The organism is Stenotrophomonas oahuensis, from assembly GCF_031834595.1.
Taxonomy (GTDB): Bacteria; Pseudomonadota; Gammaproteobacteria; order Xanthomonadales; family Xanthomonadaceae; genus Stenotrophomonas; species Stenotrophomonas oahuensis.
Window position 1 is genome coordinate 2,731,341 of sequence record NZ_CP115541.1, and the last position, 19,907, is coordinate 2,751,247.

Annotated in this window: 20 protein-coding genes, 1 tRNA gene and 1 pseudogene; 11 read left to right on the forward strand and 11 right to left on the reverse strand. The window is 62.0% G+C overall.

Annotation, left to right across the window (positions count from 1 at the left end):
* Window positions 1-56 precede the first annotated feature (56 nt).
* Window positions 57-131, forward strand: a tRNA-Val gene (locus tag PDM29_RS12130).
* Between the two features lie 242 nt (window positions 132-373).
* Here PDM29_RS12130 and PDM29_RS12135 read toward each other — a convergent pair.
* Entirely contained in the window at window positions 374-1,678 is a 1,305-nt protein-coding gene (locus PDM29_RS12135) for an SIR2 family NAD-dependent protein deacylase (RefSeq protein WP_311190377.1), read from the reverse strand.
* 337 nt (window positions 1,679-2,015) lie between these two features.
* Between PDM29_RS12135 and PDM29_RS12140 the strand changes: the two genes are divergently transcribed.
* Window positions 2,016-2,540, forward strand: a complete 525-nt coding sequence (locus tag PDM29_RS12140) for a hypothetical protein (RefSeq protein WP_311190378.1) — start codon at window positions 2,016-2,018, stop codon at window positions 2,538-2,540.
* A gap of 488 nt (window positions 2,541-3,028) precedes the next feature.
* Here PDM29_RS12140 and PDM29_RS12145 read toward each other — a convergent pair whose 3' ends face one another.
* On the reverse strand, window positions 3,029-3,286 hold the full coding sequence (locus PDM29_RS12145) for a SymE family type I addiction module toxin (protein ID WP_311190379.1): 258 nt from the start codon (window positions 3,284-3,286) through the stop codon (window positions 3,029-3,031).
* A gap of 604 nt (window positions 3,287-3,890) precedes the next feature.
* Here PDM29_RS12145 and PDM29_RS21065 point away from each other — a divergent pair.
* Together PDM29_RS21065 and PDM29_RS12150 are read left to right on the forward strand one after the other, a co-directional pair.
* A pseudogene (locus PDM29_RS21065) lies at window positions 3,891-4,172 on the forward strand (XVIPCD domain-containing protein); the annotation flags it as partial.
* 65 nt (window positions 4,173-4,237) lie between these two features.
* On the forward strand, window positions 4,238-4,576 hold the full coding sequence (locus tag PDM29_RS12150) for a HigA family addiction module antitoxin (RefSeq protein WP_311190380.1): 339 nt from the start codon (window positions 4,238-4,240) through the stop codon (window positions 4,574-4,576).
* Between the two features lie 112 nt (window positions 4,577-4,688).
* Here the strand turns inward: PDM29_RS12150 and PDM29_RS12155 are convergent, their stop codons facing one another.
* The 4 genes from PDM29_RS12155 to PDM29_RS12170 all read right to left on the reverse strand — a co-directional run bounded on the left by PDM29_RS12155 (window position 4,689) and on the right by PDM29_RS12170 (window position 9,548).
* Window positions 4,689-7,403 carry an XVIPCD domain-containing protein gene (locus PDM29_RS12155; protein ID WP_311190381.1) on the reverse strand — a complete coding sequence of 905 codons (2,715 nt, stop codon included), beginning with the start codon at window positions 7,401-7,403 and terminating at the stop codon, window positions 4,689-4,691.
* Window positions 7,404-7,447: 44 nt separating this feature from the next.
* Entirely contained in the window at window positions 7,448-8,098 is a 651-nt protein-coding gene (locus PDM29_RS12160) for an imm11 family protein (protein ID WP_311190382.1), read from the reverse strand.
* A gap of 110 nt (window positions 8,099-8,208) precedes the next feature.
* Window positions 8,209-8,637 (reverse strand): hypothetical protein, encoded by a 429-nt coding sequence (locus tag PDM29_RS12165; protein ID WP_311190383.1) that lies wholly within the window; start codon window positions 8,635-8,637, stop codon window positions 8,209-8,211.
* Complete coding sequence (locus PDM29_RS12170) at window positions 8,637-9,548, reverse strand: retropepsin-like aspartic protease (protein WP_311190384.1); 912 nt, start codon at window positions 9,546-9,548, stop codon at window positions 8,637-8,639. Before PDM29_RS12170 ends, PDM29_RS12165 begins: the two co-directional genes overlap by 1 nt.
* Before the next feature lie 158 nt (window positions 9,549-9,706).
* On the opposite strand from PDM29_RS12170, the gene PDM29_RS12175 reads away from it, so the two are divergent.
* Window positions 9,707-10,036: a hypothetical protein gene (locus PDM29_RS12175; protein ID WP_311190385.1), complete on the forward strand. Its 330-nt coding sequence runs from the start codon at window positions 9,707-9,709 to the stop codon at window positions 10,034-10,036.
* Window positions 10,037-10,534: 498 nt separating this feature from the next.
* Entirely contained in the window at window positions 10,535-11,077 is a 543-nt protein-coding gene (locus PDM29_RS12180; protein ID WP_311190386.1) for an SDR family oxidoreductase, read from the forward strand.
* Between the two features lie 293 nt (window positions 11,078-11,370).
* On the opposite strand, the gene PDM29_RS12185 is transcribed toward PDM29_RS12180, so the two are convergent.
* A complete protein-coding gene (locus PDM29_RS12185) occupies window positions 11,371-11,901 on the reverse strand; it encodes a Fic family protein (RefSeq protein WP_311190387.1) in 531 nt (176 codons plus the stop codon).
* A gap of 189 nt (window positions 11,902-12,090) precedes the next feature.
* Between PDM29_RS12185 and PDM29_RS12190 the strand changes: the two genes are divergently transcribed.
* A complete protein-coding gene (locus PDM29_RS12190) occupies window positions 12,091-12,645 on the forward strand; it encodes a TetR/AcrR family transcriptional regulator (protein ID WP_311190388.1) in 555 nt (184 codons plus the stop codon).
* A gap of 24 nt (window positions 12,646-12,669) precedes the next feature.
* Entirely contained in the window at window positions 12,670-13,650 is a 981-nt protein-coding gene (locus PDM29_RS12195; protein WP_311190389.1) for an NAD-dependent epimerase/dehydratase family protein, read from the forward strand.
* 3 nt (window positions 13,651-13,653) lie between these two features.
* On the opposite strand, the gene PDM29_RS12200 is transcribed toward PDM29_RS12195, so the two are convergent.
* The gene (locus PDM29_RS12200) at window positions 13,654-14,574 is read right to left on the reverse strand and encodes an AraC family transcriptional regulator (RefSeq protein ID WP_311190390.1); all 921 of its coding nucleotides are present in this window, start codon (window positions 14,572-14,574) and stop codon (window positions 13,654-13,656) included.
* A gap of 77 nt (window positions 14,575-14,651) precedes the next feature.
* On the opposite strand from PDM29_RS12200, the gene PDM29_RS12205 reads away from it, so the two are divergent.
* Both PDM29_RS12205 and PDM29_RS12210 read left to right on the forward strand, forming a co-directional pair.
* Window positions 14,652-15,422, forward strand: a complete 771-nt coding sequence (locus tag PDM29_RS12205) for an SDR family NAD(P)-dependent oxidoreductase (RefSeq protein ID WP_311190391.1) — start codon at window positions 14,652-14,654, stop codon at window positions 15,420-15,422.
* A gap of 28 nt (window positions 15,423-15,450) precedes the next feature.
* Window positions 15,451-15,819, forward strand: a complete 369-nt coding sequence (locus PDM29_RS12210) for a hypothetical protein (RefSeq protein WP_311190392.1) — start codon at window positions 15,451-15,453, stop codon at window positions 15,817-15,819.
* A 104-nt stretch (window positions 15,820-15,923) separates the two neighbouring features.
* Here the strand turns inward: PDM29_RS12210 and PDM29_RS12215 are convergent, their stop codons facing one another.
* The 3 genes from PDM29_RS12215 to PDM29_RS12225 form a co-directional block, all read right to left on the reverse strand.
* Window positions 15,924-16,106 (reverse strand): hypothetical protein, encoded by a 183-nt coding sequence (locus tag PDM29_RS12215; RefSeq protein WP_311190393.1) that lies wholly within the window; start codon window positions 16,104-16,106, stop codon window positions 15,924-15,926.
* Window positions 16,103-17,239 carry a PepSY-associated TM helix domain-containing protein gene (locus PDM29_RS12220; RefSeq protein WP_311190394.1) on the reverse strand — a complete coding sequence of 379 codons (1,137 nt, stop codon included), beginning with the start codon at window positions 17,237-17,239 and terminating at the stop codon, window positions 16,103-16,105. The genes PDM29_RS12215 and PDM29_RS12220 overlap by 4 nt, the downstream gene beginning before the upstream one ends.
* Window positions 17,240-17,339: 100 nt before the next feature.
* Window positions 17,340-19,421, reverse strand: coding sequence for a TonB-dependent siderophore receptor (locus tag PDM29_RS12225; protein ID WP_311190395.1), 2,082 nt, complete (start codon window positions 19,419-19,421; stop codon window positions 17,340-17,342).
* Window positions 19,422-19,595: 174 nt separating this feature from the next.
* On the opposite strand from PDM29_RS12225, the gene PDM29_RS12230 reads away from it, so the two are divergent.
* Window positions 19,596-19,814: a hypothetical protein gene (locus PDM29_RS12230; protein WP_311190396.1), complete on the forward strand. Its 219-nt coding sequence runs from the start codon at window positions 19,596-19,598 to the stop codon at window positions 19,812-19,814.
* The last annotated feature ends 93 nt before the right edge of the window (window positions 19,815-19,907 follow it).

The window sequence follows — 19,907 nt, forward strand, 5'->3', positions numbered from 1 at the left end:
AAAAAGCGTTGACGGGTTCGAAATCCGCCCTATAATGAGCGGCTCAGCAACACACCGGGCGGTTAGCTCAGCGGTAGAGCATTGCCTTCACACGGCAAGGGTCACAGGTTCGATCCCTGTACCGCCCACCATGTTGCGGAAACTAAGAAAGCCGACCTTCTGGGTCGGCTTTTTTGTTGGCGACACTACAATTGCTAGGCCCCCGCCAAAGGGCTGATGACTTTCGAAATCGCGCCTTACTATCAGAGGTCCCCACAATGAGGGGGTGGCCTCGCGCCAAGGCAAGTGAACGTATATCACCCGCGGCGCACAAACGAGCGGTGTTGTAAGTCTGGCAGCAGCACGGCTATCTCTCTTGCCTCTTGTAAAAAAGTCATGCTGATCTAACAACCTTCAATGCGTCCGGCCATGAGGTTTGAGACTCTATATGCGTACGTATGAGTCCACGATTTGACGCAATTACGTTCGGCCACCGATTTGACCAAGAGCTGTATGCATGCCACGAGTAGCCAACGTAGTAGTCGCTTCTCATCGTCGTCATCGAATGCAGCGCTGCGGCGAGATATGTACTCTCGATCGACGTCCCTTTCAACTCTAGAATGCTCGCAATGTACGCGAGCCAGCGAGCTAGATGGGCGTACTGGTTCCATGCGCCGTTCTCTTGGGTGAGGGCGATCTTTGTACTTATGACCTTGCCAAGCATTTTAACGACGCGATCGTCGTTGATGCTAAGGCCGATGGCGGCGATGGATGCAACTATCTCAAAGAAAGAGGTCTCAATCCTGAGATATTCGCGCGTAAACTCGAAACTATTGAATATGACATTCCTTATGTCATTCACTGATCCCTGCAGGCGCCTCTCCGCCTCTGGCATCTGCAGATTGAGCAACTGAAAGAAGCTGTGAACCTCGGTGTTGTCTAAAACTCTAATTCCATAGCAATGCGCGTAGTAATCCTTAATATGCTGTGTGATTGGTGATCGTGATATCAAAAAGATGTTGGAGCTGATGGAGTGACTTCTCGAGAAGCCCTTGTAGCTACTGAGGATTGCCTTCAGATTTGTGTCGCCAAGTGAATAGCCTAGAATTACGACCGTGTTTTCATGTAAAAGGGTGCTTAGCTTTCTGGAGAAATACGACTCTCCGTTGATGAAGCGGAAATAGTCGTCAGAGGTTACGACCATGTTTGATGGGCTGTCGACCGACCCATGAACATGATAGACCTCAACTCGAGCTTGGGATCTCGGGATGGGAAGGCCTGGTGTGATTGAGTGACATGCTGCGGGAGTGGCTAGCTCTTCAAGAAGCTTGTCATAATTTGTAGTAACTACTTTCACCGACTTTGTCGACAAAAAGCTGGTGATCGCAGAATTGTCGCCACTGACCGATAGGCTCGCTATCTGAGCTGCAATTTCATCATGAATGCTCTTTCCGGATTTCACTAACTCGATGGAAATTACTTGTGCGGCTTCGTCCAGCGCGAGAACTCCATGGGTCCCGGCTGGAAACAGGGCCGTCTTTAAGGTCGTCGGATCCGGTGCAAGTGCACACACTGATTCCAGCAAGCCTTGCCAGCTCGGAGCGCTGTTGCCGCTGACCGCTTTGGAAAAGCCTGTTCCGGTGAAAAGACAAAGTCGATCAGATGCGGCGGCGTAGGCGATCTCGAAGTAGTCGCTCATGCGCTCATTTGCTCCCTAAGTAAGGCGCGATGTGATTTTGCGGAGAGATGGGGCAATCCATGGGTAGCTAGGCGAACACAAATACATTTGACAGCCACTTGCGTGGCGAGCCAGCTAGAGCTCCGAGTGTATCCAATCGCGAGGCGAAGTGGCATCTCCGTCTGTTGGGAGATCGGGTATCCGCCGTTTAGCCCTTTGGACCTGCGGGCTGCCGGAGAATGTGCAGTCGAGAAAAAACAGTGGGGAGAGTTGGAATTCCTGGCGGAAATAATCAGTCGGGATTGACTGACAGCCCATCTTGTCTAAGGATTGGTCATCAACCACCTTTGGAACAGTAATGCATCCGTTCTCTGACCTTGCAGCTCGATGTGCGGCGATGTCAATGAGTAGTACAGATGATGCTAGGCAGAGCGTGCTCGCTTTGCTGCAGGAGTCTGGTAGTGCGGTGCTGGTAAAAGCACTGCAGGCGGTAGAGCTGCAGCGTGCGATGATGGCCGTCGGGTTGGTGTCAATGTTTGAGGCGGCGCTTCAGGCGGCGCTAGGCGAAGAAAATGGATTTGGTGCAGCTCGCAAACTGTTGCGAGAGGGTGGGCATGAGAGGATTGAAGGGGATTTTGCAGACATCATTCGCGCTATTAATGTCCTTAAGCATGGTGCTGGGCGAAGTCATGATGAACTTTTGGCTAGGCGAATGATGCTTCCGTTTAAAGTTCGGACTGAGAGTGAATGTTTCGAAGAAGGAGATGTTTCTGAGTTGATTTTTCTCGTAAAGGTAGATGATGAATTCTTCCAGTATTGCGCAAGTGCTGTCGCTGAAGTGGCGGCCATAGTTCGAGCCTTGAAGCCTGAGGCCATCCTGTGATGCGTCATTTAGGACATCCCCTTCTGTCTCTATCTATGAATCGTGGCCCTTGGGCGGTTGTTGAATGTTCTCGCGGATGAGAAGAGGGGGCATGGTATCCGCTCATGCTTGAGAACCGGGTGATGCCTTGACTCCCCCTCGATTGACCACGAAACTCGCCTTGCCATTTCGAATGGCATGAACGAGATTGAATAATGGGCAGGAACGGATCGGAGATCCTTGCCTTGATCAATTAAGATTTCGAGGATCGTGAAGGGAAGTCTATCGCCAAGGCGTCACCCACTTGAATTTTTGGATCTCGCTATGTCTAAAATGTGGCTAACTACGCATTGCGCGAAATGCACAGTCCGCCGTCTAGGAGCCGCGCTTATGACTAGCGCGACGTCTTCATGTTTCGGAGGATGAGGCAGTGTTCCTGCCACTCAATCGCCAGGGCGGTGTGCACGCATCGCGAATTGTGCACACCGCCGATCAGCAGCCTTAGGTCTTCAATCGGAAGGATTCATGTGCCGCAGGATGATGCAGTCCTTCTTCCATTCGATAGCCAGCCGACTGCCGACCTCCCACCCAACCCGAGTCATCCACATACCGCGTAGCCAGAGACTCGGAATGCGATTGCTAGCCAGGTTTCGCTTGCCAGTTGGGTCTTGAATTGCGACGACGCGCAGCGTCTCCGGCTTGGTGAAGTACAGCCGGCCGCCCTTGGGCTTCTTGTCGGAATTGTCGTTGTTCGATGAATCTGTCATGTGATACCTCATTGAGTGAAGTCTCCATCGCCGAAATGACGATGGAGTCGGGAGGTTGATATCCGCGCGAACGACGGCATGACGTATTCCCCGGGGGTGTTCTATTTCGCCACCCTCCCGACGTTTAGCGCCTCACTCTTGAATCGTTCGCGGAGATATCAGCTCCTTGGGTCACACTCTGCACAACGGATCGTGCGATCTGAAAACCGCACTTTTGCAACGATACGTGACGACGGAAGTCCGACGCCACCGAGGCGACGCAATCGAGCCGGAATCCATCGCAGTAGCTCCTGTTTTGCGATGTGGGTCACGCCGGTTCGCGTCTGCGTCATAGACTCGTCGCAAAGAACTTGCCATCCGCGACAGCGGACCAGTTTGACGTGATTGGCAACAAGTGCGGGTGTGGCTTAGTTTCAGTGCCGAGCATGCCAGATGCGGTTGGGTCTTCTGATCCGGGATTCGATCGGAGTGAGGAAAGAAGTGACGCCGCGCGTGCTGCGTAAGATCCGCCCCGTTTCTAGCCGATCCACCGTGCAAGCAGGCGTTGGCAGAGTTGGACAAGCTTGGGCCCGGCACCGGCATGTAAGCGGATGAAGCGGGCAGGGAGAATCTAGCTACAGCGCTGGCCGCGAAGGCGCGCTCGCAGACGCCACCGCTTCCAGAGATCCATGATGTGCTCCGTGGGGCCAATGGCGACAACCTGTTCGCTGTATGGAAGAACCCGGGTAATGAGCAGCACATGCTGCGGGTTCACGTGGTTGCGGATGAGGCCGTGAAGCAGCCCGCAGAGCAGAGCCTGCGGGCGTTGGAGTCTGGTACAGAGCAGCAGGAGCGAGTGCGGTTGGATGAGGTTGAATTGGGGCGTGGTGCTGTGCGGATGGGGTAGCGGGAGGGCAGCCGGGCAGAGCCCGGCTCTACACTTGGTGTTTTGAGACTGGAGGCATCGCTGGAATGAACAACGTCACTTCATTGGTGCCCGTGCATCCGGGCAAGTATCTGGTCGAGAAGTACATGGACCCGTTAGGCATCTCTGTCGAGGAGTTGGCCACGGATCTTAGAATTTCGCCTGCGCTTGTTTCGGACATCATGGCGGGGCGTAAGGGCGTTACCGCTGACACTGCGATGCGTCTTGGGCGGTACTTCAGAACGACTTATCTGTTCTGGTTGAAGATGCAGGCCAACTACGACATGCACATTGCGCGCATCAAGTATGCGGAATCGATTGCGCGGATTCGTCCGATGAAGGGGCGGGAGAAGGCTTCTGCGGACGTTCTTAAGTTTCGTTCTTGAGGGGCTTAGGGTTGCCGAGCGGGGTGTTGATTGCGCCGAGAGCAGCCGGGCAAGCCCGGCTCTACGGGATTTCTGGTGGACCAGGTTGCGCGAATGATCCGGCGATGCAGGCTCACCCCAACCTTGGTCCCTGACGGGTCTGCTCGTCCCTCTGCTGCTGTTCCTGTGTTTGCGCTTGTGCCAGTTGCTGCGTGCGGTCCTGTGCCTGTGCATCCCGGCTCTGGTTTGCTGCTGCGTACTGCTGCTCTGGCGCTGCTGCCAGCGCCTCCTGAGTCGGCATGTGCGCCCGGTTAGCTGCCGGGTCCGGCGAGGCTCCCGGGCCGGAGCGCATCACGAACAGTGTGGTGCCGGCTGCGCGGGTCTCGGTACCTTCATTCAACGCCATGTCCACCTTGTCGCCGGGCTTGAACCCGGCTTCGGTCGCTAATCGGTAGGCACTGGCCAGCAGGCGGTCGCTGCTCTGGTCCCACGCCTTGTTGTGCCTCTCATCCAGCTTGGCCACAGACGAGCGCAGCTGCTCCACCAGACCGGCGTCTTCCGGGCGTGGAGCCATGCTGTGGCGTCGGTCCACTTCGGGCTTGTCCTGGGTGGCCGGCGCTGTGTCTGCTGGCGCGGGGGCACTTGATGGCGTGTTGGGAATGGAGGGGGCCACGTTGGCCGGTGGCTGTGCTTCCTGCGCGGTCGCGCGCTGGGCGTGCGCCTGTGCAATTTCCTCCGGCGTGGTGACGGATTTGATCTCCATCCGCTCGTCTTCCTTGCCGGCAAGGGTGGCTAACGATCCATCCTTCTGCACCTGCAGGTAGTAGGGCATGCGTTCGCTCATGTCGCGCGCATGGTCCTGGCCTACTGCGGCGACAGCGGCGTCAATCTCTTCGGCGGTGCGGGCGATGCCGGCGCTGCGGTATGCCGCCGTTACCTGTCCCCGCAGACCGAACTCGGTCGGGGTTGGGTTGGCACGGGCCAGTTCCGCCATGGTGTACATCTCCTGCACACCTGCTTCCTGGCTGTGGCGGGTGCGGTTGAGCTCTTCAACGATGTTGCCCTCTGCGGCGTTGGTGCCGTAGATCATCCCGGGGGTGGTCCACTTGCCGTCACCGCCTAGTGTGTATTCGTTGCCGTCTGAGGCCTTCAGCGGCAGCGGCTGGGTCTGTGCATTGGTTATCACCCCAGGTACTGGCTCGATCGCTGCAAAGTCGTTCCAGCCAAACTGGTTGTAGGCCACCTGGTAACGCGCTGCGATGGCTTCGGGGGTGTTGAGTGCGTTCTGGGCAATGATTCGCTGCGAGTCCAGTTCCAGTTGCGAGGCGCGCTCTGCACTCACGGCGGCGGTGCGGTCCAGCGGGATGTGGCCGTCGATGACTTCGTGGATGGAAAGGCTCCATTCCCCGTTCGTCGGATTACGAACGTAGTGACGGCTGGTTTCTTCCACGCTGCGCGGCGGGTCGTTGTCCGCGCTGGCATTGAGGCGGAACGGATTCCTGGGCTCGGGCAGGTTGGCCAGACCCAGCGAGTACGCGTCGTTGGCGGACTTGTAGTTGAGTTCATCCACCAACCGCCCGGCGGCCACCATACGCGTTTCGCGGTATCCACCTTCCGGCGTGGGCGCGCGCACGGAACGTGTCCAGGCACTGTTGGGGTCCTCAGGGTCGCGGCTCCACTCATTACCACTGCGGTCGACCTGCGTGTACACGGCCTTCTTGTCCTGGTAGTCGGCCCAGTACTCGCCTCCGAAACCGCCGACCACGCCGCCGACCACGCCGGTGATCACGGCACCCGGGCCTGTCCATGAGCCGGTCAGCGCACCGTACCCGGCTCCCAGCAGGAAGCCGCCGCCAAAGCCACCCACCGTGCGGCCCACAAAGTGGGTGGCAGCGGAGTCTGCGCCAGTTTGATTGCCCTGCGACCGGAGCTCGGCCACGCGATGGCCGGTCACGGCAAAGTCCAGCGCCAGTGCCGCCACGCCCGCAGCTGTCAGTACGCCAGCGCCACTGATGCGCCCACGCGTGGCGGCAATCTCGGCCGCCCCCGCGTCGCCGGCAGCGGCTTTGCCCACATTGCCGGCAAGCTCGGGGGCCGTTGGGGTGGGGGCTGGGCGCGCAATCGTCAACGGCATTTCGGCGCTGAAGTTGGTACGTACGCGCGCGGCGGTGGACTCGGTCAGGGGGAGTCGGCCGGCATGATTGGCTTCTTCAATGGCATTGCCCATTGATGCCGGGCCACCCCAGTCTTTACTCAATGCGGTCTTGCCGGGCTGGTCGATGGCGTCCAGTGCGTGGTTGATGCTCGCTTCGGACTGGGTGACGGCGCGCCAGCGCAACTCGTCTGGCTGCATGGTCTTCAGTTCGGCGATCTGCTCGGCATGCTCGGCGCGGTATCCGTCGAGGTCGCTGAAGAACTCACGAATCTGCTTGTTGGCCTGCTTGCGGGTCATCCCTTCTGGCGTGTTGGTGAGCAAGTCGCCATTGATCAGGCCGGCACGCATTGTCTCGGTAAGCTCATCCACCTGACCCGCAATGTACTTGAGCGCGGCAGCTTGCTGATCGGCGGTGGCGGCTTTCTTGCCCAAGGCAATCTGGCCCGCTGAAGACTCTTCCATTTCCTTCAGCGCGTTCCGAAGTTCCTTGGAGTAGTCACCCAGTGGCCCACCCGAATGCGGCGTGACGTCCAACTTGGTGGCCAAGGCGGGGTCGGCGGGCAGGTTGAGAATGTTGGACGCGCCGTCCAGCTCGAAGTGGCCACCTTTGGCGAGTGCCTTGAGCAGCGCGTTCTTCTCGAACAGCGCCTGCTCAACCAGATGGTGCGCCTGGAAAACCGGTGTATCAGGCATGGGCAAAACTCCCGCTCAGAAGTCCATTTTCAGGGGTGGTTTGACTACAGTGCTGAAGCGTCCTGCAACTCCACGCCGGACAAATTGGCGCGGATCAGGGCATCGTGCATCACCCGGTCGCAGACCGGGTCGAGTGCGCAATGCGGCTGGCGGAATATGTGCGCGGAGCCCACGACGTCCTTCTTGAACACCAGCGACGCACCTCCGGCAATGCTGTAGAACCGCTCGTCCTCGCCGGTGATGAAGTTGCGGTCGACCTTGACCTTTACTCGGGAGGCCGGCACATCCAATGCATCCACTCTGCGGATGACGTCGCAGAAGTAATACTGGGGCCCGGTGGAACCATCGGCCAGGGTGAAGTCACAGGCGGTGAATGCAAAAGCCTGCGGATCCACGGCAGCGAACACATCCTTGAGCGCCTGGGAGATGATCCAGATGCCGCCCAGCTCCTCAAAGTCACGCGGCATGCCGCCCTTCTCGGGAATGTGCACCAGATGCGGTCGTTCCGGGTACTGGTCAGGGTCACCGGTGGGGGGGGCGACGACCAGCATGCCAGGGGCAATCAACGCGTTCTCGTTGACGATCTCAAGGCCGGGAAACCTGCCGTCGCCCCAGAAACTCGAGGTCAGGATGAAGAACTCACCTTGGTGGGAATCGGTATCTACCGAAACGGGAATGGCAGTTTGCTCGTTCATGGGCTTCCATCATGGATGCGGGGGTAGAGCGGTACACCTGACTATGCGGATCGTAGCCGGGGCCGGGGCGGCGGACAAGTTTGGCTGGGTGCTCCGGTGCAGTGCGGGGCTCAGTCGCCAGCAGCGGGTTCTGCGCGCAGTGCCGCCTCCACTGCCGCATCCGACGCCGCGGCTGCCTTGTTGGCTTCGCGTTCAATCTCTTCGCTCAGTGCCTGGCTCAACGCTGTTTCGCTGGGCACCGGTCGCTTGCTGTGCAGACAGCCGCGTCCGCCGGCCACGTCGACGTAGAAGTCGAACTGCCGGCGCAGGCCATAGCCCACCTTCCACGAGATCGGGAACACCAGGCCGGGCTGGTCGACCATCTGGGTTGGCAGGTTGGCAGTAGTGCCGTTGAGCGTGACCGGGGCCGAAGCTTCTGCATACGTGACCCGGTTGTAACCATGCATGGTGAGGCGCTGCTTCTCGATCAGGGCCGCTTTGGGGTAGGTCGCCAGGCTCGCGCCCGACATCTCCAATGGCAGGTCGGTGCCGGTGTCCATCAGGTTTGCGGAACGCTGCTCAACGTTTCCAGTTGCCCAGCTTTCAGGGCGAAGGGCCCCAGCCGCTGAAGCAGGTCCAGTCCAAGGATCACTGCGGGGATGTCATCGGTGACGGTGAAGGACACGTTGCGCAGCACTATCTCGCCCAGCCGGACATCCACGGGTGAGGCGAGGCCGATATTCACCGGGTGATCCGGCTTGGTGCTGTCGTAGCCGAAGCCGTCGGTTACGGTGAGGCCCATTGCCAGCGCGGCCTTGCGACTCAGGTGCGAACGCGATGCGCCGGTATCAACGATGAAGTCGGTTTCGATGTTTCGCTTCTTGCCGTCATTGCCGCCTTCAATCTTTCCCCTGATCACCGGAACCCCTGCACGATCGGACACCGGGAATCGGGTGCCGGGGGCGACCGGCGCATCAAGCACGCCGGATTCGGGGACGGTCAGGAACTCCTCGAAGTTGAGCCTGCTCAGCGTTGCAACTTCGTCGCCTGGCGGAAGCGTGGGAGCGATGTGCTGCTGGAAGATGCCGCGCGCCAACAGCATCTCCTTCGCCCATCCTGCGATATCGCCCGCCAGTAACTGGTTGCCGGCGCGAAGGCTGCGGCAGAGATACATCACGCCCTGCGCGGGTGCTGCCTTCACGCCAGCGTCTGCGATGCAGGCGTCGGCCCACTTGTTGGACTGCTGCAGGTCACCGCGAACCCGGTAATAACCGGCACGAGCCGCAAGCCGGGCCGGTCCTTTGGATTTTCCTACGCGCTCCAGTGTGTTGCGATTGCCTTGCATCACCGCCAGGGTGATGCCGTCGCTGTCTTCGGCTACAACATCGCGGGCAGACGCCGAGGGGGCAAGCGTTGCCGCAATCAGCGCCGTCAGCAGGCAGGAGGCAAACGGCCGTGCACGCTGCTTCATCTGAGGTCCTTTCAGGTCGTGGAGTCCATCACCTGCAGCGTAGCAGTTGGGGAGGCAGGGGCAGGTGAACCGGGGGGAGACCGGCTACACTCCGGCTACTTCATGCAGGGACATGCTCAATGGTGCCGTACGGCCTCAACACGGAGCAGTTTGCTTCCATGTATCGCCAGAAGCTTGAGAGGCTTTCGCCGGTCGCGATTCAAGTGTTTCGAGAGCATTTCAAGCGACCGGTGGAGCTTGATGTGAGCACGGCGAATGTGGTCATTTTTCCCGGTGATCAGGGTGGAGCGCCATGCGCCTGGATCTACTACCGCGGCAGCCAGAACAAGGTGGACCAGGCCGACCAGCGCCTGTTCGCCGGTCGCTCGATGGAGCTTCCGTTAGGGCTCGAAGGGCTGGCCGACATTGATGAGCGCTACTTCACAGATGTTGACGTGTTCGGAGCGGTGGGCCGCGAGGTGCTGTCCGAGGCAGGAGAGTCGGCATGAGTGTCCGAGCACAGGCTGATTTCGTAAGAATTCTTTGGGTCATGCTGCTAACGTCAAACGTGTGGTGAGGGACGATGCGCTCCGTGTATCTTTGCGACTTGGCTGCAGGAACTTGAGAGGGGCGAAGGTGAATCCGCACCACCCGCAACGCGCATCAACACCGCAAGCTGAGCATCAAGCCAGAACCCGATTCACTTGCGAGGCAAGTGTGCTGTCCTCGCGCGACGCATCGCTTGATGCGGACGACGGCACTGTTCCTCTGATCATGCTCCGTAGCCGACGACTGACCGGACTGGGGTTTCGAGCCGGGGCAAGAATTCGTATTGACGTCAGCGTTGGTCGAATTGTGATCAGGCTGGTGGGCGTGAAGGCACCAGTATCTGATTCAATGCCATTGAATTTCAGAAGGTACCAGCGCGAGCGACCGCGTCGTTCGACCATGCGCTGCGAGCGTCCACCACAGAGCGTGGGCTTGTCGCGTTTACCCAAGGAGGGAACATGAATCAGGCAAGTTCACCGAACGCTGTCCCAGTGCTGGGCAACCTGCTCGAACTCGACGAAGCGACGCTGGCAGAGCTCATGGCAGGCTCCGATGTAGTGGTCTTCACCGCCGGCGCAGGCGGCAAAGGTGGCCCGGAAATGACCAACGCCATTGATGGGCGCGGGCTGGAACTGGCGGTGGCCGCTGCCCGGAACGCCAACGTGCGCCGCTTCCTGCTGGTCTCGGCCTTCCCCGAGGCCGGTCGCGGCCGGCACGTGTCCGATACCTTCGAGAACTACATGGCGGTCAAGAAACAGGCCGACGTGCATCTGGCGCAAAGCGATCTGGACTGGGTCATCCTGCGCCCCGGCACCCTGGTCGACACGCCGGGAACAGGCAAGGTACTTGCCGGTCTCGCCATCCCGTATGGCAACGTCCCGCGCGACGATGTGGCTGCCACGCTGCTGGCGCTCATTGAAAAGCCGGCGGTTACCCGGGTCATCATCGAGCTCACCGAAGGCGACATCCCGGTGGGGGAGGCGCTGGAGCAGTTTGCCTAAGGAGCAGGGCCCGTCACATCAGGGCTGGGGGTAGCGCGGCATACTCCGCCCAGACGCCCGGTCCGGGTCCAGTGAGGGTTGACCCACACCGAGTGCTTGGCCAAGCCCCAGTTCTGTCCCTCCACGCAGCGGGTGCGGCGTCCGCAAGGGCGCGCAGGGCACGCTCGTAACCCAGGTGCCGGTAGGCGATGACTATCAGGAGCTCATCGTCGACTACCCGGATGGCCGCTTCAAGTGCATGCTGCGCAACAACGGACAGGTGCAGAGCCTCACCCCATTGAAGCGAAGGTGAATCAAGTGCGCAGCAGATCTTCCAGGTTTACAACGGGAATGTCAGATCCCTTGTCGAAAATGAGTACATTGTCCTCAGCCACGCGGAGGCGACCGCAGTGGTCCTCTGACTCCAACGTACCGGTGGTGAGCACCGTGTGGAGCTCCAGAATCTCGTCCACGCTGAAAGGGCGTTTGCCGCGCTCACGGATGAGGCTCATGGCCGCGTAATTGTTGTAGATCATCCGCTCGCTCTGGTCGCGCGGCGGTCTTCCGGTACTGAGCATCTCCTTGGCCACCACGCGAGTGGTGGCGGCACCTTCCAGTTGCGATGACGTCATTGATTCTTCAATCAGCGAGCGCATCAGGAACCGCGCAGCACCTCCCGAGCCGTCCATCCCTTTGATGGCCCCGGCCGCCTCACGGTCGATAAAGTGCAGGCGCTTCTGCAGCTGATCGGTGATGCAGACCGAGAACGGGGCCTGGTCTCTATCCAGCAAGGGCAACCTGCGTCTGATCGCGGCGCGCGCGAACTTGATCTGGGCCCACCACATGCGGGAGTTCAACCCGTCGGGGGCGTCTTGTGGCGCAACTTGTCCCAGCGACAGGGGTTCGTCGCACGCGCCCTTGAGATAGCGGGCTGAACTATAAAATCTATAGGGACTTTATAGCAATCTATAGTTCGCTTTACATCTGCCTGATTAAATTTATAATCAACCGGATGGTTAAAAACGGAGTCACCCATGGCCCGCCCCAAAAGCATTGATCCGCAGCAGGTTCTGGACGCCGCCGAGCGCGTGGTCGCGCACGTGGGAGCAGCGCGCCTGACCCTGGACGCGGTGGCAGCCGAGGCCGGGGTCAGCAAGGCCTCGGTGGTCTACGACTTCGGTTCCAAGGCCGGCCTGATCCAGGCGGTGGTGGAGCGCGCGGTGGAGCGCGACAACGCGTTCAATCGCGAAGCCTCACAGGGGTTCACTCGCGATGCGGTGCTGCGCGGGCGCATTGCCGCCGCGGCTCAACCGTTCCCGGAAGCCTTCCAGCCCGTCGCGCTGGCACTATGCGCGGCGATGGCGCAGGACCCGCAGCTGCGTGCCCCCATCCAGCGCAACCAGGCCGAAATTCTGGCTGAGATCCAGTCCAGCGCGCAGCAGCCGCGGAGCGCATTGCTGGCTTACCTGGCGCTTGAAGGATTGAAGCTGCTGGAGTCGCTGGATTACGTGCAGTGGCCAGCCGAGCAGCGCGCTCAGCTGCTGCAGGACATCAGCGCGCTGGTCGATGCGCCGCCACCCGCGAACTAGTTTCTCCCCCCGAGGTACCCCCCGATGAGTTCTTCCACGCTCTTCCTTACTGGAGGAAGCGGCTACGTGGGCCGCAATCTGATCCGCCGTCTGTGTGGCGACGGTCACACCGTACATGCATTGGTGCGTAGCGATGCGGCCGCCACTACGGTGCAGGCACTGGGCGCGCAGGCCGTGCGCGGTGACCTGCTGGACCCCGGCATCGCGCAGGCCATGTCCGGCTGCGCCGCCGTGGTGCATGCCGCCGCCGATACCGACCACCGCAATGCCTCGCCCACGCAATGGCGGACGAATGTAGAGGGCACACGAAATGTGCTTACTGCAGCGCGCGCGGCCGGGGTGCCGGTGGCAATCGTGATCAGCAGCGAGTCTGCGCTGACCGATGGCACACCGCTGTGCAGTGCCAAGGAGGACCAGCCGTATCCTGCGCGTGCACCGGGTACCTATGGGGCCAGCAAAGCCGAGGCGGAGCGCGTGGCGCTGTCTTTGAGCACGCCGCAGTTCGCGGTGAAGGTGCTGCGCCCGCGCTTCATCTGGGGGCGTGACAACACCACCGCCATGCCCTACCTGCTGGAGGCTGTACGCAGCGGGCGATTCGCCTGGATCGACGGCGGCGACTACCTCACCTCCGCCACCCACGTGGATAACGTCTGCGAGGCGGTGAGCTGCGCACTGCAACGTGGCGCAGGTGGGCGCATCTATCACGTTACCGACGGTGCGCCGGTGCCGTTCCGCCGTCTGATCAGCGCGCAGCTGCAGGCATACGGCGAGGAGGTTCCACAGAAGAAGGTGCCGCGCGGCGTGTTGCGTGCGATTGTTACCGTCGATGACATGCTTCGCGCACTGCGGCTGCCGTTGCGAGCTCCGATGACGCGGCAGGAGTTCGCCTCCTCGGCGGTGGAGGTTACGCTTGACGACAGCCGTGCGCGCAGAGAACTGGGCTACCGTCCTGTGGTGACACTGGAGGCGGGCATTGCCCAGCTGAAGCAACAGGCGTACGGATAACCTTCAGCGATCCGTGCGGCTTCCCGGCACAGTGTGCCGCGGCGATTGGCCAAACAACCTGCTGTATTCACGGCTGAACTGCGAAGCGCTTTCATAACCCACTGCAAACGCGGCACTGGCGACGCTGGTGTCGCCTTGCTGCAGCAGTCGGCGCGCTTCCAGCAGGCGCAGCTGCTTGTGATACTGCAGCGGCGAAAGGGACGTGGCCTTGCGGAAGCGACGGTAGAACTGGCTGCTGCTCATGCCGGCGCGCTGTGCCAATGCGGCCACGTCCAGTGGCTGACGGAAACCGCGCTGCAACGTGCGCAGCGCGATGCCCAGACGACGCGCTTCCGGCGGCGGTTGAGCAAGCGCTGCGACAGCTGCACCGTCGGGCCCCTGCAGCAGCCGCAACGCCAGTTCTCGCTGCAAGCTGGGCAGCAGCAGGTGGCGGGCATCTTCGTTGTCGACGGCCAGCCGCAGTAGACGCAGCAGGCAGTCCAGCACTGGTGCTTGCAGCGTCACGACGCTGAAAACGGTCATCTCGTCAGGTGCGGGAGCGGTTCGCATCTGTGCCAGGACCTCGCGCAGCAGTGCCGGGTCCAATTCCACCACCATGCCCATAAACGGTGTGCTGCGGCTGCCGGCAGTTACCACGCCACGCGCGGGAACGGGAAGGCGAGTCAGCAGTGCTTCTCCGGCGCGATAGTCCAGCACGCGGTCGCCTGCCAACACCTGTTTGGCCCCTTGCAACACCGCGCCCAACGCCGGGCGATAAAGCGCGGCCGAAGGCACGCGTGCGCCACTGGCGCGCCCCAGCCATACGCCGGGCAGCAGTTCGCGCAAGGTGTCACCGCTGCTGGCCTGAGTAGTCAGCCAGTGCTGCGCCTGCTGGCGAAGGGCGGCCAGCAGGGCGTGGGTTTCGGTGGCAGCAGGATCAGGCATGAATCGAGTTCGATCAGGCAGGGCTGTGCAAGGGGATGCGCGCAGCATGTCATTTTCCATTCGCGCAGACAAAATACATGAGCAGCCACACAGCCCAGTCCTCCATCGCCCTGGTCACAGGCGGCAGCCGTGGTATCGGCCGTAGCATCGCGCTGCATCTGGCCCGACAGGGTTCCGACGTGGTCATCACCTACCAGCAACAGCAGATGCAGGCGGCAGAAACGGTGCGCGCCCTGGAGGCCGAGGGTGTTCGCGCGGCGATGCTGCCGCTGGATCTCGCAGCCACCGGTGCGGTGGAAGGCTTCGTGCCGGCATTTCTGGCCCAATTGCAGCGCTGGAGCGCACCCGCCTTCCATCAACTGGTGAACAACGCGGGCATGCATGCGCCGGCGGCGTTTGGCGAGATTCGTGCCGAGGACCTGGACCTGCTGTATCGCTTGCACTTCAAGGCACCGCTGTTGCTGACCCAGGCGCTGGCTCCCCGCCTGCACGACGGGGCCCGCGTGCTCAACATCTCCACCAGCCTCACCCGGCATGTGGCGGCAGGCAGCCTGGCCTATGCGGCGATGAAGTCGGCGCTGGAGACGGCCAGCCGCTACCTGGCGCAGGAACTTGGTCCGCGCGGTATCGCAGTCAACGCGCTTGCCCCGGGTGCCACGGAGACTGACTTCTTTGGCGGTGCAGTGCGCGACGATGCCGGCGTGAACCAGTACGTGGCCCAGCATACCGCGATGGGTCGGACCGGCCGTCCTGCCGACATCGGCGCAGCGGCAGCTGCTCTGCTGGGGCCCGGCGGCCACTGGGTTACCGGGCAGCGTATTGAAGTTGCGGGGGGCATGTTGCTGTAATGGCGGCCTAAACAAGAGCGTGATGTTCATGGCAGACCCCTGCAATTCCAGCGGTGTGGCCGCCTACGTGCTGGGCGTGGAAGAGAGCAGGGCAGTCGCGCTGCTCTCTTCGGAACTGGGTACGCTGATCTGCGAGGACGGGAATCCAGATGGTTTTCGCATCTATGCCGCCGGCGCGGTCACGGTGGTGGTGATTTCCAGCGAAGGCGCGCTGGAAATCTGGGTGCACCACAGCAAGGCGTGGCCATCCTCGCCCGCATTCGCGCGTTTCCTTGCCGCTGGGCTGGGTTGTACGGTCCGCTGTGACCCCGGTGCGGAGGCACCGGATCTCGACCCGTGTTCGGATGCGCTTCTTGAGATCGACCGCGAAGGCGAGCGTATCGTCACCCTGAGCTGATCGGACACGCATGGTGTGTCCCTACGTAGTGGCGCGTCATGCGCGTCACTGTGATCCCGATCCCCGATGGAAGAAGAATCCGAATCTTCCCGTACGGGAATGATTCATCGCGTTCGCTTCACCCAGGCCTGAACCACCAGCCCTATCAGCCCGGCAAACACAACCCAGGACACGACGTCATAGACGCCGTTACCCAACAGGGCGCTCACCAGGCCCACCACGCTGATCACCGCAATCCACGCCGGCGCGGTGAACGGGCTGCCGGTCGGCGGCGTCGGGCGGCTCATGCGGCACCTCCGGTCTTTTCGGCGCGCTCGATCTCGGTCACCCGTGCCTCGGTGCTGCCGCGCTTGAACCACAGATACAGGCCGCTGATCAGCACCAGAATGGTCAGCAGGTCCAGAATCGCCCACAGGATTTTCAGCGGCAGGCCGCCGTAGTTGCCGAAGTGCAGCGGTTGGCTGAGCAGCAGCACGGTCATGTACACCGGCAACTGCGGCCGCGCGGTCAGCTCGCCGGTGACCGCGTCGATCAGCACCGGGCGGTACATGCGCTCGGTCAGCGGGGTGTTGCCCTGCATGAACACGCCGTAGTGATGGTCACCGCTGTAGCCGGTGCCGGGAAAGCTGACGAAAGCCGGGCGCATCCCCGGCTCGGCGGCGCGCGCGGTGGCGACGGCGGCGTCCAGCGAGGCCAATGTGGTCGGGCGGGGCTGGCCGGCGTAGCGGGCGGCGAACTCGCCAAGCTGCTGGCTCTGCCATGCGGTTTCCAGCGGCTTGGCGATGGTGTTGATCGCACCGGTGAGGCCCACCACCAGCGCCCAGCCCAGGGTGACCACGCCGATCACGTTGTGCAGATCGAGCCACGCGAGCCGGCGGCTGCGCCCGGTGCGCAGGGTGCCGAAGCGCTGCCGGCGCATGAAGGGGCCGTACAGCACCAGGCCGGAGATGATCGCCACTGCGAACAGCAGGCCCATCGCACCCATGAACAGTAGACCGGGCAGGCCGACGAACAGGTCGGTATGCAGGCGCAGCAGGAAATACATCACACCTTCGTTGAACTGCGGTGCGGGCACCACGTCACCGCTGCTGGCGTGCAGCAGCGCGGTTTTCATCTGCGGCGGCGGGGTATCCACGCGCTCACCGGTGTTGACGTAGACGGTGTGGCCTTCCCAGTCCCAGCCGATGAACAGCGGTACGTTGCCGGGGTACTGCGCGAGCGCGGTGTTGACCTGGTCATCCAGATTGCGGGCGGGCGCGGTGTCCTGCGGGTGTTCGACGTGCGGTTCGCTGAGGTGGTCGATTTCCTCGGCGAAGATCAGCGGCAGGCCGGTGAGGCACAACAGCAGCAGGAAGGCGGTGCAGATCAGGCTGGTCCATTTGTGGATCAGGAACCAGGCTTTGATGGTGGTGCGTTGCATTTGGGTCTCTGGCGAAGGCTGGAGAGGGATTGCGGTGGTGCGGGGTGAATCGCGAACGGCAGCCGGGCAAGCCCGGCTCTACGGGGGCGCGGTCGAACGATCAGAACCGGTAACTGATCGTACCGGTCACCGTGCGCGGATTGCCGGTGAAGCAATCACCAAAATTCCGGCACGGCGCGTAGTACTTCTTGTCTGAAAGGTTGGTGATGTTCAACGCCATGGTCCAGTCCACCACCTGGATTTCAAACAACGCATCCACCAGCGTGTAGCTGGGCGTGCGGATGAAACCGCCGAAGCCCAGCGACTGGCTGTTGCCCACATAGCGGCCACCCAGGCCGACGCGCAGGCGCGAAACGTCGTCAATCTGGAAGCCCTTGGCCAGCCACAGCGACGCCAGTTCCTGCGGGGTATCGTTGAGGCGCTGGTTCACTTCCATCTCGAAGTTGCTCTTGGTCACCTTGGCGCGGTTGCGCGAATAAGCGGCCGTCAGGGTGAGGTCGCGCTCGAACGAGAACTGGCCTTCCAGCTCCACGCCCTTGGACTCGATCTCACCGGTCTGGACCACGTTGAGCGGGTTCTCCGGGTCATTGGTCTGGCGGTTGGTCTCGGTGATGCGGTAGGCCGAAGCGGTGATCAGCATGTTCGCGGCCGGCTGCCACTTGATACCGCCTTCCCATTGGTCGCCTTCCATCGGCTTGAAGGCGCGGCCGTAGATGTCCTGACCCGTGACCGGCAGGAACGACTCGCTGTAACTGATATACGGCGAAACGCCAGCACCGATCTCACCGATCAGGCCGGCACGCCAGGTGGTGGCGTTGTCGGTCTGGCTGGGCAGCCCTTCTGTTTCGCTGCGGGCGTGGTCGCGGCGGGCCCCCAGCACCAGCGAGACCCGGTCGACCCATCGGATCTGGTCCTGTACGTATACGCCCAGTTGGGTGGTGCGCTGGTTGGGCAACCGGTTCCAGCCGTTGATCACGATCCCGCTGGATACCGGGGCGTAGATGTCGATGGGGGTCGGGGTGGCATCCAGCTGCAGCGCTTCCTCGCGGTAATCGCTGTAGTCGATGCCCGCCAGCAGCTGGTGCTGCAGCGGACCGGTGGCGAAGTCGAACTGCAGGGCGTTGTCGCTGGTGAACGAACGCACGTCTGGACGCACGCCGTAAGCATTGCGGTTCACCACGCGCTTTTCAGCGTCGATGAACGGATCCAGCGGGTTGCTGTAGGCGTCGGGGTACAGTTCGCGGAACTCGGTCTTGCCATCCAGGTAACGCAGGGACGAGCGCAGGCTCAGCGTATCGTTGAAGCGGTGGTCGAACAGCGCGGTCACGCTGTACACGCGCGAATCCAGCTTGTCGAAGTCCCTGTCACCCAGGAACGTGCCCGGGTCCAGACGCGGCATGCCCGGTGCCGCGTTCAAGGTGGCCACCACCGGCAGGAACTGCTGGCTGGAGGCGGTCTTGTCGTGCTGGTAGCTGGTGAGCAGGGTGAAGGTGGTGCTCTCACCACGCCAGCTCAGCGACGGGGCGATGTAGATGCGGTCATCGTCGATTTCATCGGTCTGCATGCCAGCATCGCGCACCAGCCCGACCACGCGGCCAGCCACGGTGCCGGCGTCATTCAAGCTGCCGCCCACGTCGGCCTGGAACTGCTTGCGGTCGAAGTTGCCGAGCTGCACGCCGACCTCACCGCCGATGTCGGTGAAGGTGGGGCGCTTGGTCATGGCATTGATTATGCCGCCGGTGGCACCGGCCCCGTACAGCACCGACGAAGGGCCCCGCAGCACCTCCACGCGCTCCAGCCCGTACACCTCGGTGCGGGCCAGCGGGCTGAAGCCGTAGCTGCGACGCAGGCCGTCCACGTACTGCACCGGGTCCAGGCCGCGCACGGTGCTGCCGTCGCTGCGGGTGTCCAGGCCATACGCATCAGCAGTCACGCCGGCGCTGTAGCGCAGCGTTTCCTGCAGGTTGCGGGCACCGCGGTCGGTGAACAGCTCGCTGCTGACCACGCTGATCGCCTGCGGGGTCTGGGTGAGTGGGGTGTCGGTCTTGGTCGCGGTGCTCGCCCGGTCGGCCACCACGTTGACCTCGTCCAGGGTCCGGGCATCCTGGGCCTGGGCCAGGGCGCTGGCCAGCAGGGTGGGAACCACTAACAGCAGGGCACGGCGACGCGGCAGGGCAGTCATGGCGGCATTCCAAGGGTGAGGCGGGAATTATCGGGACCACGCCGGCGTAACGCAAATGAGTCTCAGGTGCGGGTTTCCGGGGGTGTTTCATCCAACTGCCACATCCCCTGCACGGGGCGTTCCCGCCGCCCTGCGTAGGGTAGGACGTCCCCGAACCCCACCGGAGACGCCGCCATGAATGTCCTGCAGACCGCCGCCCGCACCATGCGCAACGGCCTTGAGGAGATGGCGGCCCTGCTGGTCGGCGAACGCGCCGAGGACCTGCGCGCCGACGATACCGCCGCCCCGGGCGTCGGCATTCCGATGCCGCGCCGCCTGCCGTTGCGGCGCCCGCGCCTGAACGCCCGCAAGGGCATGGCCCCCTGGCAGAAGGTCGGGGCCGGTCGCAGATAACTGCCGGCCGACCCGCCGCATCTTCCACCCATGTCACGTACACGTCCGTTATGGCTAACTAGCGCCTATTCAACTGACGGATCGATGCGTGAA